15 protein-coding genes are annotated in these 15700 nt (G+C 73.5%); 7 read left to right on the top strand and 8 right to left on the bottom strand.

What is annotated here, in order from left to right; genetic code table 11:
• Window positions 1-33 precede the first annotated feature (33 nt).
• From DMH12_RS15880 to DMH12_RS15865, 4 genes are all read right to left on the bottom strand, one after another.
• Entirely contained in the window at window positions 34-1308 is a 1275-nt protein-coding gene (locus DMH12_RS15880; protein WP_185832341.1) for a hypothetical protein, read from the bottom strand.
• Window positions 1305-3023 carry a DUF3492 domain-containing protein gene (locus DMH12_RS15875; RefSeq protein ID WP_125492225.1) on the bottom strand — a complete coding sequence of 573 codons (1719 nt, stop codon included), beginning with the start codon at window positions 3021-3023 and terminating at the stop codon, window positions 1305-1307. Before DMH12_RS15875 ends, DMH12_RS15880 begins: the two co-directional genes overlap by 4 nt.
• A gap of 211 nt (window positions 3024-3234) precedes the next feature.
• Window positions 3235-4797 (bottom strand): DUF3152 domain-containing protein, encoded by a 1563-nt coding sequence (locus tag DMH12_RS15870; protein ID WP_125492224.1) that lies wholly within the window; start codon window positions 4795-4797, stop codon window positions 3235-3237.
• A gap of 8 nt (window positions 4798-4805) precedes the next feature.
• A complete protein-coding gene (locus DMH12_RS15865; protein ID WP_125492223.1) occupies window positions 4806-5840 on the bottom strand; it encodes an alpha/beta fold hydrolase in 1035 nt (344 codons plus the stop codon).
• Window positions 5841-6057: 217 nt separating this feature from the next.
• Here DMH12_RS15865 and DMH12_RS15860 point away from each other — a divergent pair, with 217 nt between their 5' ends.
• From DMH12_RS15860 to DMH12_RS15845, 4 genes are all read left to right on the top strand, one after another.
• Window positions 6058-6279 carry a hypothetical protein gene (locus DMH12_RS15860; protein ID WP_125492222.1) on the top strand — a complete coding sequence of 74 codons (222 nt, stop codon included), beginning with the start codon at window positions 6058-6060 and terminating at the stop codon, window positions 6277-6279.
• Window positions 6280-6457: 178 nt separating this feature from the next.
• Window positions 6458-7099 carry a TetR/AcrR family transcriptional regulator gene (locus DMH12_RS15855; protein WP_031033259.1) on the top strand — a complete coding sequence of 214 codons (642 nt, stop codon included), beginning with the start codon at window positions 6458-6460 and terminating at the stop codon, window positions 7097-7099.
• A 157-nt stretch (window positions 7100-7256) separates the two neighbouring features.
• Complete coding sequence (locus DMH12_RS15850) at window positions 7257-7484, top strand: DUF3107 domain-containing protein (protein WP_125492221.1); 228 nt, start codon at window positions 7257-7259, stop codon at window positions 7482-7484.
• Window positions 7485-7693: 209 nt separating this feature from the next.
• The gene (locus DMH12_RS15845) at window positions 7694-7963 is read left to right on the top strand and encodes a hypothetical protein (RefSeq protein ID WP_125492220.1); all 270 of its coding nucleotides are present in this window, start codon (window positions 7694-7696) and stop codon (window positions 7961-7963) included.
• A gap of 57 nt (window positions 7964-8020) precedes the next feature.
• On the opposite strand, the gene DMH12_RS15840 is transcribed toward DMH12_RS15845, so the two are convergent.
• On the bottom strand, window positions 8021-8794 hold the full coding sequence (locus DMH12_RS15840) for a ferritin-like domain-containing protein (protein WP_125492219.1): 774 nt from the start codon (window positions 8792-8794) through the stop codon (window positions 8021-8023).
• 493 nt (window positions 8795-9287) lie between these two features.
• Here DMH12_RS15840 and DMH12_RS15830 point away from each other — a divergent pair, with 493 nt between their 5' ends.
• Window positions 9288-11780: a DEAD/DEAH box helicase gene (locus DMH12_RS15830; RefSeq protein WP_125492217.1), complete on the top strand. Its 2493-nt coding sequence runs from the start codon at window positions 9288-9290 to the stop codon at window positions 11778-11780.
• Window positions 11781-11876: 96 nt separating this feature from the next.
• The gene (locus DMH12_RS15825) at window positions 11877-12773 is read left to right on the top strand and encodes an alpha/beta fold hydrolase (RefSeq protein WP_125492216.1); all 897 of its coding nucleotides are present in this window, start codon (window positions 11877-11879) and stop codon (window positions 12771-12773) included.
• On the opposite strand, the gene DMH12_RS15820 is transcribed toward DMH12_RS15825, so the two are convergent.
• Complete coding sequence (locus DMH12_RS15820) at window positions 12770-13663, bottom strand: NYN domain-containing protein (protein WP_185832342.1); 894 nt, start codon at window positions 13661-13663, stop codon at window positions 12770-12772. The two genes, DMH12_RS15825 and DMH12_RS15820, sit on opposite strands and share 4 nt — an antisense overlap.
• Before the next feature lie 244 nt (window positions 13664-13907).
• On the opposite strand from DMH12_RS15820, the gene DMH12_RS15815 reads away from it, so the two are divergent.
• Complete coding sequence (locus tag DMH12_RS15815) at window positions 13908-14060, top strand: hypothetical protein (protein WP_087807363.1); 153 nt, start codon at window positions 13908-13910, stop codon at window positions 14058-14060.
• 71 nt (window positions 14061-14131) lie between these two features.
• Here the strand turns inward: DMH12_RS15815 and DMH12_RS15810 are convergent, their stop codons facing one another.
• The gene (locus tag DMH12_RS15810) at window positions 14132-14737 is read right to left on the bottom strand and encodes a MarC family protein (protein ID WP_064729696.1); all 606 of its coding nucleotides are present in this window, start codon (window positions 14735-14737) and stop codon (window positions 14132-14134) included.
• A 61-nt stretch (window positions 14738-14798) separates the two neighbouring features.
• Window positions 14799-15656 (bottom strand): PHP domain-containing protein, encoded by an 858-nt coding sequence (locus DMH12_RS15805; RefSeq protein ID WP_125492215.1) that lies wholly within the window; start codon window positions 15654-15656, stop codon window positions 14799-14801.
• Window positions 15657-15700: the final 44 nt, after the last annotated feature.

Here is a 15700-nt window from a genome sequence, read left to right as displayed (position 1 = left end):
TTGCGGACGTGTGGAGGGCTGCCCGGGGCGCGCTCATCCCGGCCGGTCCGTCGCTGCGTCGGCATGGGCGTGGGCGTGGGCGGACGCCCTGGTCAGGCGACGGGACGCGTGCACCAGGAGGGTCAGCGCGCCGAGGCCGCAGGCCGCCGTGGGCACGCCGGCCGGGCCGCAGACGGCCACCAAGGCATCCACGGGCACGGCCAGGAAGTCACAGCCGGGGAGGCGGCCGGCGAAGAGCGTGGCCAGGGCGGCTCCCTCGGCGGCGGCCGTGGCGGTGAGGACGAGCGTGGCGGAGTGGGCGTGGCCGTGCACGGTGAGCAGCCGGGCGAGCAGCAGCAGGGCGCCCAGGGCGAGGCCCTGAGGGTGGGCCGCGGGCTCGTCCAGGACCGCGCCGGTCAGCGTGAGCAGAGCGGTCAGAACGCCCATGTACAGGGCGAACGTGCCGAGCAGGAGGGGACGTACGGAGGCGGAGAAGTCGGCGAGGCCGCGGCTGGACGCCAGTTTGCGCCGGGCGCGCACGGCGAAGAGGTGGGCGCAGACCGCGGCGGGCGCGCACGACAGCGTGAGCGCCACGACGGGGGCGGCGGTGAGGGGCCACGCCCCGTCGGCCGTGCCGTCCGGCAGGGCGTCGGGGCCGCCGGCGAGGGCGGTGCGCAGGAGTCCGTCGCCGAGGAGGGCGTAGCCGACCAGCCAGCAGGTCCAGGTACCGGTGGTGCGGGTGGCGGCGCCCAGCGGCCCTCGGCGCAGTGCCGCGCGCAGCGCCAGCGTCACGGCGAGGGCGCCGGCGGCGGCCGCGATCAGGCGTGGCCGGCCGTCGGTGAGGCGCAGGCCGGCCACGGTGGCGGCGCACAGGACGCCGGGCAGCAGGGCGAGCACGAGCCAGGCCGCGCGGACCCTCGGGGCCGGCGGGTCCGTGGGGCGCGGCGCCGGGTCGTCGTCGCGCGGGACGCGGGCGTACATCTCCTCCGCGAGGGAGAAGACGTCCCGGTGCCGGAAGCGGGCGGCGGTCCGGTCGGTGACGCCGTGCGCCTCCAGGCCGGCCGCGATCTCCAGCGGGTCCACGGCGCGTTCGCACAGGTCGCGGTGGTGGTGCATCAGGGCCTTGACGGGGTCCGCGTTGGACCGGCGGGCGCGGGTGGGCGACTGCCGGTCCCGCGAGGACGCCGCCGTGCCCGCGTCACGGCTCCCGCTCTCGTCCGTCCCGCCCTCGTCGCCACCGACGTCCGTCAGGGACCGGCGTGAGGGTTCGTCCCAGGCCCCCGGAGTGCGGGGCGTCTCGGGCCGGTCCAGTTCGCCGAGGCCGCTCATCGGGACGCTCCCTCGGGCGCGGCGGAGACGGGGGTCGCGGCCGCGACGGGTGTGTCCGTCGCCCAGCCCGGGCCGCCGCGGACGGCGATCCGGGCCGCGGGGTCGGCCCACCGGCCCGGGACGTGGGCCTCGGCCGGTACGCCGAACGGCAGGGGTGCGCCCGTGTCGTCGAGGAGGACGCGTCGTACCGGTGTGCGCGAGAGGATCTCCAGGTAAATGCCGTGAAATGCCGCGACGTTCTGCTCGACGGTGAACAGCTCCAGTGCGCGGGCGCGCGCGGCGGCTCCGAGGCGCTCGCGGCGCTCGGGGTCGCGCAGCAGGGCGACGCACGCCTCGGCGAGCGCCCGCGGATTGCGCGGGGGCACGACGAGTCCGGTGCCGCCGATGGCTTCCACCACCGCGCCGACGTCCGTGGACACGGTCGCGCGACCGCAGAACATGGCCTCGACCAGCCCGGCCGGGAACCCCTCGACGACGCTGGAGAGCACCACCAGGGCGGCGGAGGCGTACGCGTCGGAGCGGGACGGCAGTTCCGGTCCGCCGGTCTCCTCGAAGGAGACCGGGTTGCGGCCGACGGCGTGCGGACCGTCGGCCTCGTCGGGGAAGAGCTGTGCGGCCAGGCCCTTGCAGTGGGCGAGGTAGGCCGCGCCCTCGGGGCCGGACGGCGCGCCGACGATCCTCAGGCGCGCCCCGGGCTCGGCCCTGCGGATCTCCGCGAAGGCGTGCAGCAGCGAGACCAGGTCCTTCGCCGGCTCCACGCGGCCGACCCAGACGAGGGTCTGCGGATCGGCGCACTCCGGCGACTCCCCCACCTCGGCGAAGGGCGCGGCGTCCATGCCCGGGTGGACCGTGCGGAGCTTGGCACGGTCGGCACCGCAGCGTTCCTGCCAGCGGCGGGCGTGCGTGTTGCCGGGCGTGATCACGGCCGCGCGCCGGTAGGTCTCGGCGGCCAGCCGCCCGTGGAACGCGGCGAGCAGGGTCCGTGTGGACGGCGGGGCGTCGGGTTCCGTGAGGTAGTGCGAGCGCAGCCGGACCCCGTACTCGGTCACCAGCAGGGGCACGTCGTGGAAGTGGCGGGCGAGCAGACCGGGCAGGGCGGCCGGGCCGCCGGAGGCCGCGTGGCACAGGTCCACGGCGCCGAGGCCGTCGTCCTCGTACCAGTCGAGCGACAGGGGGCGCAGGGCGCGCTCGAGGCGCGCGGCGACGGCGAGCAGATCGGGGACGCGCGCCTCGCGTGCGGAGCGGTGGGCGCCGGGCGCGCGACAGGCGCGTTCCAGGGCGCGCACGGCGATGTCCGACCGGAGCGCGGCGGGCAGCCCGCCCTCGTCGCGGGCGAGTTCGGCGAGGCCGTACAGCGCGCTGGCGAAACGGTCCGCCTCTAGGGCCGACGCCACCTCGGAGACCGCGGACGGATCTCCGGGTGCGGTCGTGCACAAGGCCGTGGCGAACTCGCCGTAGCAGTCGGCGAAGCGCCGGCGCGCGCGCCGTCCGAGCACGATCCCGTCGTCCTCGGCCTCCCACAGCGAGGCGGTGCGCACCCGGCTGACCTGCGGCGGCAGCGGCACCCACCCCTCGGCCTCCTGGTGCTCGCTGCGGCTGAGCGCGTAGACGTCGAACTCGTGCCGATCCAGCCCGCGCACGAGCCGGTCGCACCAGAGCCCGGCCTCACCGCTCACATACGGATAGCCACCCTCCGTAAGCAGTCCGATGCGCACGCGCGCACCCCCGATCTCCCGTCTGGGGAGCCGCCGTTGGCCCGGCGGCTCGCAGCGGGACGAACGTATGCGGACAAGGCGGTGGCGCGATGGACGGTTGTCCGTCGCGCCACCAAAAGGGGTGAACGGTCGTAACTTTCTCGTGCGGGGCGCGTTCCGTCGCGCTAAGAGATCAGGAGGTCACCACGCGTGACACTTCGGCCAAGCCCGGTCAGCCCTTCGGGAAGGCCCAGGCGTTGGGGCGGCAGTCGATGCCGTCGTGGTCGACGAACTTGGTCTGCTGCTGCATGACCGGGGCGAGTTCGCCGTCCTTGTCGCAGGTGACGTGGTTGAAGCCGAGGCGGTGGCCGACCTCGTGGTTGATCAGCATCTGGCGGTAGGCGAGCATCGCGTCACCGTAGGGCTCCGCGCCCTGCGCCCACCGGTAGGCGTTGATCATCACGCGTTCGGTGGCGGCGGAGTCGCAGGAGACGTTGTCCTCGGTCGTGTCCAGGCCGGACTTGGCGCACCAGTCGGCGGTGGTGCCGGGGCTGGCCAGCGTGATCACGAAGTCGGGCTGCCCCGAGTGGATGCGCTCGAAGGTGCGGGCGCCGTCGTGGGCCCAGCTCCGCTCGTCGTTGAGGGTCTTCTGCACGGCCTCCGCGAAGAGGTCGCCGTCGAGGCCGAGCCCCTGTTCGACGTCGACACGGTAGGTGTACTTCTGCCCCTTGCCGGGCGCCTTGGCGATGCCGGGGATCGCGTCGAACTTCCCCGACGCCTTGAGCTCGGGGCTGAGCGGGTACCTCTTGCCGAGCTTCTGCTCGTAGGTCAGGGGTGCGGCGGCCTCGGGCGCGGAGGGTGTCGGCCGTTCGTCGTCGCGGGAGGCGGGGTCGCGGGCGTCGCGGGCCTGGCCTGCGGCCGACTGCGACCGCGTACCGCCGTCTCCGTCCGCCCCGTCGGCGACCTGCCCGGCCACGACCACCGCGAGCACGGTGGTGACGGCGGCCGCCGCGATGCCGGTGAAGGTCCTGCCCTTGCCGCCCTTGGCGGGCGCGGGCTTGCCGGTGGGCGGGGCGTCGTCGCCGCCGCCGTCCACGCCCGGTCCCGCGTCCGCGCGGAGGCGGCCGCCGCCGTCCGCGCTCCAGTCGGTGACGGAGGCGTACGGGTCGGCGGACGGCGCGGGGGCGGGCGTACGGCGCGGAGGACGGGCGGCGAAGACGTCGTCGTCCTCGGTGAAGGCGTCCAGGTAGTCCTGGCGCGGCCCGCCCTGAGGCGCCTGCCGCTGCCGCGGGAGGGACGGACCCGGCCGGGTGAACCGGTCGGGAGCCGCCCCGCGGCCGTTCAACTCGCCCCAGCCGCCGCCTGCTTCACGCTGCTCGGGATGACCGCCCCGGACGCGCGGCACACCATGGGCCGGAGTGCCGTCGGAGAACCTCGGGACGCCGTGCGCGGGCGTGCCGTCGGGGAACCTGGGCATCCCGTGGGCGGGCGTGCCGCCGGGGAACCCGGGCGCCCCCTGCGCCGGAGTGCCCTCGGCGAAACGCGGGCCCCCGTACCCGGACGTACCCCCCGGGGCGCCCTGCGCACCCGGGTAACCGCGCGCCGGGCCGCCGCCGCCCGGAAGCGTCGGGTGGCCATGGGCGGGCGTGCCGTCCGGGAACCGTGGATCAGTACCTCGCCCCGGACCCGGTTGCCCCTGGGGCCCACTCTGGGCACCGCTGGGCCCACCCCGCGCCTTGGCGGTGTCCGCGGCGCCGGCCTTCGGGGCGGGTCCACGGCGGCTGTGGCGTCCCACGTCGCGCCTCAGCCTCCTGTGCTCTGGTTGGCGGGTTCGTCGTCGACGATCCCGTCGGTCCGCTCGCCGACCGTCGGCCGCTCGGTGTCCGCGAGGAGCTCGCGGAAGGCCGTGGCCACGGTCTCCGGGTATTCCATCATCGCCACGTGACCCGCGTCCGGCAGGGTCAGCAGCCGGGAGTCACGGAAGGCGCGGACGGCCCGCCGGGCCATGCGGTAGCCGACGAGTTGGTCGCGTCCACCGTAGACCAGCAGGGTCGGTGCGAGAACCCGTTCGGCCTGTCGCCACAGACCGTACTGGCCACCCACCGTGTACGCGTTCACGATCCCGCGGGCGGAACGCGCCATCGCGTCCCAGAAGTACGGCAGCCGCAGCCGCCGCTCCATCTCCTCGACGGCGTTGCGGAAGCCCTCCGGCGACACCTGTCCCGGATCCCCGTAGCAGAGCGCCGTCACCCCGCGGACCCGCTGCTCCGCGGTCCACTCCCGGGTGAGGCGCGAGAAGAGCGTCACCACCCCCGGCAGGGCCAGCAGCCCCGTGGGCACGGCGCTGCGCTGCACGCGGATCTCGGGCAGCGCGGGCGAGATCAAGGTCAGGGTGCGCACCAGGTCGGGCCGGGCCGCGGCGACCCGCGTGGCGACGGCGCCGCCGAGCGAGTTGCCGAAGAGGTGTACCGGACCGCGCCCGGACGCGTCGAGGTGCCGGACGACCGCGCGGGCGTGGCCGGTGACCGAGTAGTCGCCGTCGTCCGGCGGCGGGGAGTCGCCGAAGCCGGGCAGGTCGAGCGCCTCGCTCTCGACGACGCCGTCCAGCAGCGGCATCAGCGCCGACCAGTTCTGGGAGGAGCCGCCCAGGCCGTGGACGTACAGGGCGGGCGGCAGGCCGTCGCGGAGCGGTCGCCTGGAGCGCACCGTCAGGGTCATACCGGGCAGGTGGACCGACCGGAGCCGCTCGCCGTCGGCGACCTTGACGGATCCGACCTTCGGCAGCACGTTCGCCGGCGGCGCGGTGGGCGGCTCGGAGTACGGCTCGGTCGAAGGCATGCGGCAATGTTACGAGACGATCACGCCGCAACCCGTGTGTCGGCAGTCACAGGCGGCGGAGAGCCGGGTACCGGGACGGGCGGAGAGGACGGACGGACCGGACGGGACGGATTGCACGACGCATGGCGTCCGGATCGGGTGTCTCCTAGGCTCGTGGAGTGGGCACCCGCATGTGGCCCCCGCATCCGCGGGGCCGTTCGTACGAAGGGAGCCCATCATGACCGTCGACCCGACCGATCCCGAGACCTTCGACGCCGAGACACCGAGCCCCGAGGAAATCGATGTCGAGGCACCCGACGCCGATGCCGCCGAGCAGCAGGCGGACCTCGCGCCGGAGCACGACGAACCGCTCACCGGCGCCGACACCGACCGCGCAAACGAGGCCGACCTGGCCGAACAGGCCCGTGTCGTCTCCAGCGACGAGGACGACTACCGCTGAGTGTCGAACGGAAGGAAGGCGCATTCCTGCCCGGCCTGGACCCTTTTGAAACCTGTTGTACGGCTTTCGGCACCGTCCGGTCCGTGAAATTCTGCGCTCGCAGCACACACACCACGGTTACCGAAAAGTACGATGACGACGCGGCGCACACCGCACGAGGACGACTATGGGAGGCGGCGTGACAGCCATCGAGCAGACAGAGGCGGTACGCCCGCGGGGCACACGCCTTCCCCGCCGAGCCCGACGCAACCAGCTGCTGGGTGCCGCACAGGAAGTGTTCGTGGCGCAGGGCTACCACTCGGCCGCGATGGACGACATCGCCGAGCGGGCCGGCGTCAGCAAGCCCGTGCTCTACCAGCACTTCCCGGGCAAGCTCGACCTCTACCTCGCCCTGCTGGACCAGCACTGCGAGGCGCTGATCCAGTCCGTGCGGAGCGCGCTCGCCTCGACGACCGACAACAAGCAGCGCGTCCGGGCGACGATGGACGCGTACTTCGCGTACGTCGAGGACGACGGCGGCGCCTTCCGCCTGGTCTTCGAGTCGGACCTGACCAACGAGCCCGCCGTGCGCGAGCGCGTCGACAAGGTCACGAACGAGTGCGCCGAGGCGATCTGCGACGTGATCGCCGAGGACACCGGCCTCTCGCGCGCCGAGTCGATGCTGCTTGCCTCCGGTCTCGGCGGCCTCGCCCAGGTGGTGGCCCGCTCCTGGCTGCACAGCGACCGCAGCGTGCCGCGCGACCAGGCGGTGCAGCTGCTGACCTCGCTGGCCTGGCGGGGCATCGCCGGCTTCCCGCTGCACGGCACCGACCAGCACTGACCGGCACGACGTGAGGGGCGCGCGACGGGTCTGTTCCCGCCCGTTGTTCGCTCCTGGCGTTCTCGGACGCACCGTGTACGTCCCCTCACCGGGCTAATGTGTGCTGGGTACGGCGCGGAAGATCGCGCACTTCACTGACCGTCGGAGGGACATAGCCGTGGAGGTCAAGATCGGCGTGCAGCACGCGCCCCGCGAGATCGTTCTGGAGAGCGGTCAGAGTGCCGAGGAAGTCGAGAGTGTGGTGGCCGAGGCACTGGCCGGCAAGTCGCAGCTGCTGAGCCTCGTGGACGAACACGGCCGCAAGGTCCTGGTGCCGGCCGACCGGCTCGCCTACGTCGAGATCGGCGAGCCGTCCCCGCGCAAGGTGGGCTTCGGCGCGCTGTAGCCCGAAAGCGGGACGACGGACGAAGTCGCGGGAGGGGCCCGGCGGTGCGTGTCACCGCCGGGCCCCTCCCGTTTCCGCGGAGTCGACGCAGTCCTCCCGTTCACGGGTGGAGCACAGTTCACCCACAGGGGGAGGGTTGTATTCCGCAGGTCAGGGGTAAGACGGCTGTGACCGTTCGGGCAGGCCGGCCGTGTGGGAGGGACCCCGACATGCTCTTGGAAGCGCTCAGCGCCGCGATCCTCGGACTCGCCCTGGCATGGGCGGCCGTCCATCGCCTGCCGCACCGCCTCCCCGACCGGATCCTGGTCCTGCCGACGGGCATCGCCGGAGCGCTCTTCGGGGCGTTCGTCACGCACACCGCGCTGGGCGCCGGCGGCCTGCTGCTGGTGCTCCTCGGCTCGGCCGCGCTCTCCGCGGCCTCGCTGTCACTGCTGCTGCGCCCCGCGGGAAGACTCCGCCGCAGCTCGGCGACCGCCTGACCGGCCGCCGAGGTCCGGGCGGGCCCGAGCCGGCAGCGGTCAGGGAGCCGGCAGCGGTCAGGCCGCCAGGCCCAGCGCCGCCATCCGCTTGGTGTGCGCCTCGGTGATCCGGGAGAACATCCGGCCGACCTCGGCCAGGTCGAAGCCGTCCGCGACACCGCCCACGAGCATGGTCGACAGCGCGTCCCGGTCGGCCACCACCCGCTGGGACTGCGAGAGGGCCTCGCCCATCAGCCGCCGCGCCCACAGCGCGAGCCGCCCGCCCACGCGCGGGTCGGCGTCGATCGCCGCACGGACCTTCTCCACGGCGAAACCGGCGTGCCCGGTGTCGTCGAGCACGGCCAGCACCAGCTCACGGGTGTCCGCGTCGAGGCGGGCCGCGACCTCCCGGTAGAAGTCGCTGGCGATGGAGTCGCCGACGTAGGCCTTGACGAGTCCCTCCAGCCAGTCCGAGGGGTCCGTCTGCTTGTGGAAGCCGTCGTAGGCGGCCACGAACGGCTCCATCGCCGCGGTCGGCTCCTCGCCGATCTCCGCGAGCCGGTCGCGCAGCCGCTCGAAGTGGTGGAACTCCGCCGACGCCATCTTCGCCAGCTCCGCCTTGTCCGCCAGCGTGGGCGCCAGCTTGGCGTCCTCCGCCAGCCGCTCGAACGCCGCCAGCTCGCCGTACGCGAGCGCGCCGAGCAGGTCCACGACGGCGGCGCGGTACTGCGGGTCGGCCGCGGCCGACGCCCAGTCCCGGGCGGCCACTCCGGTGGGGCCGGTGGCTTCGGCTGCTCCGGTGGTTTCGGCGGGGGCGTCTGCGGCGGTGCCAGGCTTGTCAGAGCTCGTCATGCAGCGCACAATAGCCCGCTCTTCGACAACGGTAAGGCCCTGGTCAGTCAGTGTGACGACGACTACGTGACCAATTCGGCCATCGCATGTGCGCGAATCCGGGGTATGGTGGTAATGCGCCTGCCGAGTATGTGACGTACGGGTACGTGACATCGTCGTCGGGCCGCACGCATGAGGATGCCCGGTCGGTGGCCCGATCGGCTCCGACCCGACAGCCCTCCCTGCCGTACGCCACAGTGCGTACGGATTCCGGAGGGGGACCCTCAGTGGTACGAGCGCTGGAGCGTCGACAGAGGTCCCGTGTCCTACGGCTCACCCGTACGGGCAGCCGACGTCCCCGACACGATCCGTCAAGACCCGCGCGCTCGCCTCGCACCACGTACACAGAAGAGGCAGCACCCTGACTACGACGTTCCGATCCCTCGGGATCCTCCCCGAGACCGCCGAAGCCCTCGAAGCCGTCGGCATCATCAACCCCTTCCCCATCCAGGAGATGACCCTCCCCGTGGCCCTCTCGGGCACGGACGTCATCGGCCAGGCCAAGACCGGCACCGGCAAGACGCTGGGCTTCGGCCTTCCGCTCCTCGAGCGCGTCACCGTCCCCGCGGACATCGAGGCGGGCCGCGCCGCGCCCGAGGCCCTGACCGACGCCCCGCAGGCCCTCGTGGTCGTCCCGACGCGCGAGCTGTGCCAGCAGGTCACCAACGACCTCCTGACCGCCGGCAAGGTCCGCAACGTGCGCGTCACCGCGATCTACGGCGGCCGGGCCTACGAGCCGCAGGTCGAGGCCCTGAAGAAGGGCGTCGACGTGATCGTCGGCACCCCGGGCCGCCTGCTGGACCTCGCGGGCCAGAAGAAGCTCAGCCTGAAGCACGTCAAGTGCCTGGTCCTCGACGAGGCCGACGAGATGCTCGACCTGGGCTTCCTGCCCGACGTCGAGAAGATCATCAACATGCTGCCGACGCGGCGCCAGACCATGCTGTTCTCGGCGACCATGCCGGGCGCGGTCATCGGACTCGCCCGCCGCTACATGTCGCAGCCCACGCACATCCGCGCCACCTCGCCGGACGACGCGGGCGCGACGGTCGCGAACACGAAGCAGTTCATCTACCGCGCGCACAACATGGACAAGCCCGAGATGGTGGCGCGCATACTGCAGGCCGACGGCCGGGGACTGGCCATGGTCTTCTGCCGCACCAAGCGCACGGCGGCCGACCTGGCCGACCAGCTCAAGCAGCGCGGTTTCGCCTCCGGCGCGGTCCACGGCGACCTCGGCCAGGGCGCCCGCGAGCAGGCCCTGCGCGCCTTCCGCAACGGCAAGGTGGACGTGCTCGTCTGCACCGACGTGGCCGCCCGCGGCATCGACGTCGAGGGCGTGACGCACGTCGTCAACTACCAGTCGCCGGAAGAGGAGAAGACGTACCTGCACCGCATCGGCCGCACCGGCCGCGCGGGCGCCAAGGGTACGGCGATCACGCTGGTCGACTGGGACGACATCCCCCGCTGGCAGCTGATCAACAAGGCGTTGGACCTGGGCTTCAACGACCCGCCGGAGACGTACTCCACCTCCCCGCACCTGTACACCGACCTCGGTATCCCCGAGGGCACCAAGGGTGTGCTGCCGCGCTCGGAGCGCACCCGCGCCGGGCTCGACGCCGAGGTGCTGGAGGACCTGGGCGAGCCGGGCGGCCGCGGTGGCCGTACCCGCGGTGGCCGTGGCGGCCGGGACGAGTCCCGCTCCGCCGAGCGCGAGCGTCCCTCCCGGGAGACGCCGCGTCGCCGCCGCCGGATGCGTGGCGGGGCTCCGGTGGACGCGGACACCTCCGCGAGCGCCGCGACCGAGGCCGTGACCGGCGGTGCCGACGGCGCCACGGGCACGGACGAGGCCGGTGCGCCCCGCACGCCGCGCCGCCGCCGGCGTACGCGTGGCGGGGAGCCGTCGCGCCGTCCGGCGCAGGCCGCCACGGCCGACGCCCCGGTCGCGCAGGCCGCCGAGGACAGCGCGGTCGCGGTCTCCGAGGTCACCGACGTGGCTCAGGCCGCGGAGGTCGTGGAGGCCCCGGCCAAGCCGCGTCGCCGCCGCACCCGCAAGTCGGCCGAGGCGCCGGCCGCTCCGCTGGAGACCACGCCCGCGACCGAGCCCGCGGCCACCGCCACGGCGGTCGTCGAGGCCCCGCTTGTCGAGGCACCCGTGGAGACCAAGCCGCGCCGCACGCGCAAGACGGCCGCCACCAAGACGGAGGCCGTCACCAAGGCGGAAGCCGTCACCAAGACGGAAGCGGTCGCCACCGAGGCGGAGGCCGCCGCCGACACGGCCGAGGGCACGGAGACCAAGCCGCGCCGCCGCACCCGCAAGGCCGCCACCGCCGAGCCCGTCGAGGCGGCCGGGGCCACCCAGGCCCCGGAGACCACCGAGGCCAAGCCCCGCCGCACCCGGAAGACGGCCGCCGCCAAGGCCGAGGCCGTCGCCGACAGCGCCGAAGGCACCGAGGCCAAGCCCCGCCGCCGCACCCGCAAGGCCACCCAGGCCGCGGAGCCGGCCGAGGCCGCCGCCGGTATCCCGGCACAGGCCGCACCGGAGACGGAAGCGGTCGAGCCCAAGCCCCGGCGCACCCGGAAGACGGCCGCCGCCAAGGCGGAGGCCGTCGCCGACACGGCCGAGGGCACGGAGACCAAGCCGCGCCGCCGCACCCGCAAGGCCGCCACCGCCGAGCCCGTGGCGGCCGCCGAGGAAGCGGTCGAGGCCAAGCCCCGGCGCACCCGCAAGACCGCCGCCGCCAAGGCCGTCGCCGACAGCGCCGAAGGCACCGAGGCCAAGCCCCGCCGCCGCACCCGCAAGGCCACCCAGGCCGCGGACCCGGCCGAGGCCGCCGCCGGTATCCCGGCACAGGCCGCCGAGGCGCCGGACGAGGCGAAGCCGAAGGCGCGCCGCACCCGGAAGACGGCCGCGGCCGCCACGCAGCCCGCGGAGTCCGGCGAGAGCTGATCCGCACCGCGTACCCGGACGTCGGCCCGGTCCCGCCACCCAGGCGGGGCCGGGCCGACGGCGTTCCCGCGCGCCGACGACCGATAACCTCTGCCCGTGAGCAGGAACGCCGCCTTCAGTCCACCGCCGGGCGCCCGCGCGTACCGGATGTCCACCGCGCGCGGTGAGTTCGCCGTCGTCGACTCCCCCGTGGCCGACGGGGTGGCGGCGCGGGGAACGGTCCTGATGCTGCCCGGGTTCACCGGCAGCAAGGAGGACTTCACGCTGCTGCACGCACCGCTGGGGGCACGCGGGTACCGTACGGTCGCCGTCGACGGGCGGGGGCAGTACGAGTCGGACGGCCCCGAGGACGACGAGGCCGGCTACGCGCGCCCCGAACTGGCCCGGGACGTGCTCGCGCAGGTCGCCGCCCTCGGGACGCGCGTCCATCTCGTCGGGCACTCCCTCGGCGGCCAGATCGCGCGGGCCGCCGTCCTGCTCGACCACGCCCCCTTCGTCTCCCTCACGCTGGTCTCCTCGGGCCCGGCGCGGATCTCCGAGTCCCAGCGGCTGCGCGTGAAGCTGCTGCGGGACGCGCTCGACACCATGACGATGGCCGAGGTCTGGCAGGTGATGCAGGCCATGGGGCCGCCCGAGGAGGTCGGTGCCCCGGCCCCCGCCCACGGCCCGGAGGACCCGGAGCGGCTGCGCGAGCGCTGGCTGGGCACCAGCCCCGCCCAACTGCGCGCGACGGGGAGGCAGTTGTGCACGGAGCCGGACCGGGTCGCGGAGCTGGCCGCGCTGGCGCTGCCGTACCACGTGCTGTCCGGTGCCTACGACGACACCTGGCCCGTCCCTCTTCTGGACGAGATGGCTCTACGCCTGGACGCGCGCCGGACCGTGATCGCCGGCGCCGAGCACTCCCCCAACACCGACCAGCCCCTGCCGACCGCCCGCGCGCTCGCCGACTTCTGGGACGGCCTCCCCCGGCGCTCCGCGGAGGCCGGACCCTAGTACTGCGCCCGCAGGTGCTCCCAGAAGCCGTCCCGCAGGGCCCGTCTCAGGTCGGCCTGGCCGCGCAGCGAGTACTGGAGCAGGCCCTCGGCCTCCACCAGCAGGTCCTGGTCGACCGAGCCGGGGAGGTAGGGGTGGCCGGGGAGGAGTTCCAGCAGGGTGTCGCGGCCGCGGGCGGCGAGCCACTTCGCCGCGATCTGCGCGCCCACGAAGCGGACGTCCTCGCGGGCCGGCCGGGTGCCCGCCGCGTCGAAGGCCTGGGCCGCGCGCCGGGAGACGTACGGCTTGAAGAACTCCAGGTCGAAGGTGCGCTGGCTGTCGACCTCCCAGAGCAGCGGGTCGGCCTGGTTGCGGCCGTCGGGCGCCTCGATGCCCCACAGGTGGACGCGGGCGCCGTATCCCTGCGCCGCCTCGACCGCCGAGACCAGGTCCTCGTCGCCGCCGAGCAGTGCCGCGTCGCTGATGGCGCGGTACCGGGCGAGGGACTCCAGGTCGGAGCGGATGAGTGAGTCGACGCCCTTCTGCTGGTTGTTGGCGTTGAGGTTGCCCAGGCGCACCTTGACGTCCGGCAGTTCGGCGATGGACTGCTGCTCGGCGGTGTGGATGCGGCGGCGGGCGCCGTCGTACCAGTAGACGCGGAGCAGGCGGCTGTCCGCGAAGATGGTGCGCGCCTTGTCGATGAGCGCCTCGATCAGGCCCTCGGCGTCCAGATCGAAGGCCCGGCGGTCCTCGGTCCCGGTCACCAGCCGCCCCGCCGCCGCGTACAGGTATCCGGCGTCGACGAAGATCGCGTGGGTCGAGGGCGTCTTCGCCACCTCGGCGAGCATGCGCAGCAGCAGCTCGTTGGTGCGGTCGATACGAGCGTTCAAGGACGCGAGGTCGGCGTTCATCGCCTCCATTGTCCCGGCGGTCACGCTACGAACACAACTGGTCCCGGTCAGTCTTGTAACGGACACTTGTAGCACGGCAACAAGCCGCTTACCTGTCAGTAATTAGTCGTTCGAAAAATTTCCTTAGCGTAGGGAATGTTTGCATCGGGCATCCCGTTGACTCCTACGGAAGCCCGGGCACCGACGACCCAGGAGCCACACCAGTAGTTCTCCTCAGGAGGATGACCAGATCAAGGGAGAGGCCATGCGCTTTGAAGTCATGCGACTCGACGACGTCGACGGGACTCCCGTCGACACGACAGTCGTGGACGCCGCCTCCGTAAACCGGATCGTCCAGCAGGCCGCCGCCATCGGACAGCGCCTGTGGATCCGCCCCGCCGAACCCTCGGCCTTGTAGCGCGGACCCTTCACACACACCCGGGGCCCCCGTACGGAACGCCGTACGGGGGCCCCGTGCGCGTCGGGTGCTCAGGCGTTCTGGATCACCTGCGTGACACCGTTGATGATCTGCTGGACCGCGATCGCGGAGAGCATCATGCCCGCGAGCCGGGTCACGAGGACCACGCCGCCGTCCTTGATGACGCGGATGATCAGCAGCGAGTACCGCATCACCAGCCACAGCACCACGTGGATGGCGAGGATCGCCGCCCACACCGAGACCTGGCCGGTCACCCCGTCCGCCTTCTGCACGGCGAGGATGACCGACACGATCGCCCCGGGCCCGGCGAGCAGGGGCATGCCCAGCGGCACCAGCGCCACGTTGACGTCCTTGGTCTGCTTCGGCTCGTCCGTCTTGCCGGTGAGCAGGTCGAGGGCGATCAGCAGGAGCAGCAGCCCGCCCGCGATCATCAGGGCGGGGACGGACACGTGCAGGTAGTCCAGGATCTGGTGCCCGAGCAGACCGAACACGGTGATCACGCCACCGGCGACGCAGACCGCCTGGAGGGCCATCCGCCGTTGCACCTTGGCGGGGCGCCCGGAGGTCAGCGCGAGGAAGATCGGGGTGATCCCCGGGGGGTCCATGATGACGAAGAGGGTCAGGAAGAGGGAGCCGAAGACGGCGAGGTCGAACATGGGTGAGCTACTGGCCTTGCGAGAGAGGACGGGAGAGGGGTCGGGTCGCGAGAGGTGAGGCTCAGGCCCCGCCGGCCCCCGGCACGGGGAACGCCCCGAACGCCCGTCGTGTGATCTCCCCGTACACCTCGGGGTCGGTCGTGTACTGGCCGAGCACGCAGGTCTTCCGGCTGCCGTGGTAGTCGCTGGAGCCGGTCGTCAGGAGCCCCAGCTCCTTCGCGACCCCGCGCAGCCGTGCCCGGGTGTCCGCGTCGTGGTCCATGTGGTCGACCTCGATGCCGTCGAGCCCGGCGGCGGCCAGGTCGGCGATCGCGGCCTCCGGCACGGTGCGGCCCCGCTTGACGGCGGCCGGATGCGCGAAGACGGCGACCCCGCCGGCCCCCTTGATCAGCCGGAGCGCCTCGAAGGGGTCGGTCTCGTGCTTCTCGACGAAGGCCCGGCCGCCGTCGGCCAGCCAGTCCGCCGTGAAGGCGTCGCCCACCGTCGGCACCACGCCGAGTTCCACCAGCGCGGTGGCCACGTGCGGCCGCCCGACCGAACCGTCGCCGGCGATGCGGGCGACCTGCTCCCAGGTGACGGGCACACCCAGGCCGTTGAGCTTCTCGACCATGCCACGGGCCCGCGGAACGCGGTCGTCGCGGACCAGCTCGCGCTCGGCGAGCAGGGCGGGCTCCTCGGGGTCGAAGAGGTAGGCCAGCATGTGCATGCTGACGCCGTCGAGCCGGCAGGAGAGCTCGGCCCCGGTGACCAGGGTCAGCCCCTCGGGCAGCGCGGCGAGGGCCTCGGCGTGGCCGCGGGTGGTGTCATGGTCGGTCAGCGCGACGACGTCCAGACCGGCCGTGGCGGCCTTGCGCACCAGCTGGGCCGGGGTGTCCGTGCCGTCGGACGCGGTGGAGTGGGTGTGCAGATCGATGCGCACGACGCTGACTCCAAACGGTGGCGGGACGGAAAAGGACGCTCGAG

It is taken from the genome of Streptomyces sp. WAC 04229 (genome assembly GCF_003947455.1).
Taxonomy (GTDB): Bacteria; Actinomycetota; Actinomycetes; order Streptomycetales; family Streptomycetaceae; genus Streptomyces.
Note: the sequence above shows the minus strand (reverse complement) of the source record. Positions and strands in the feature narration are given on the sequence as shown.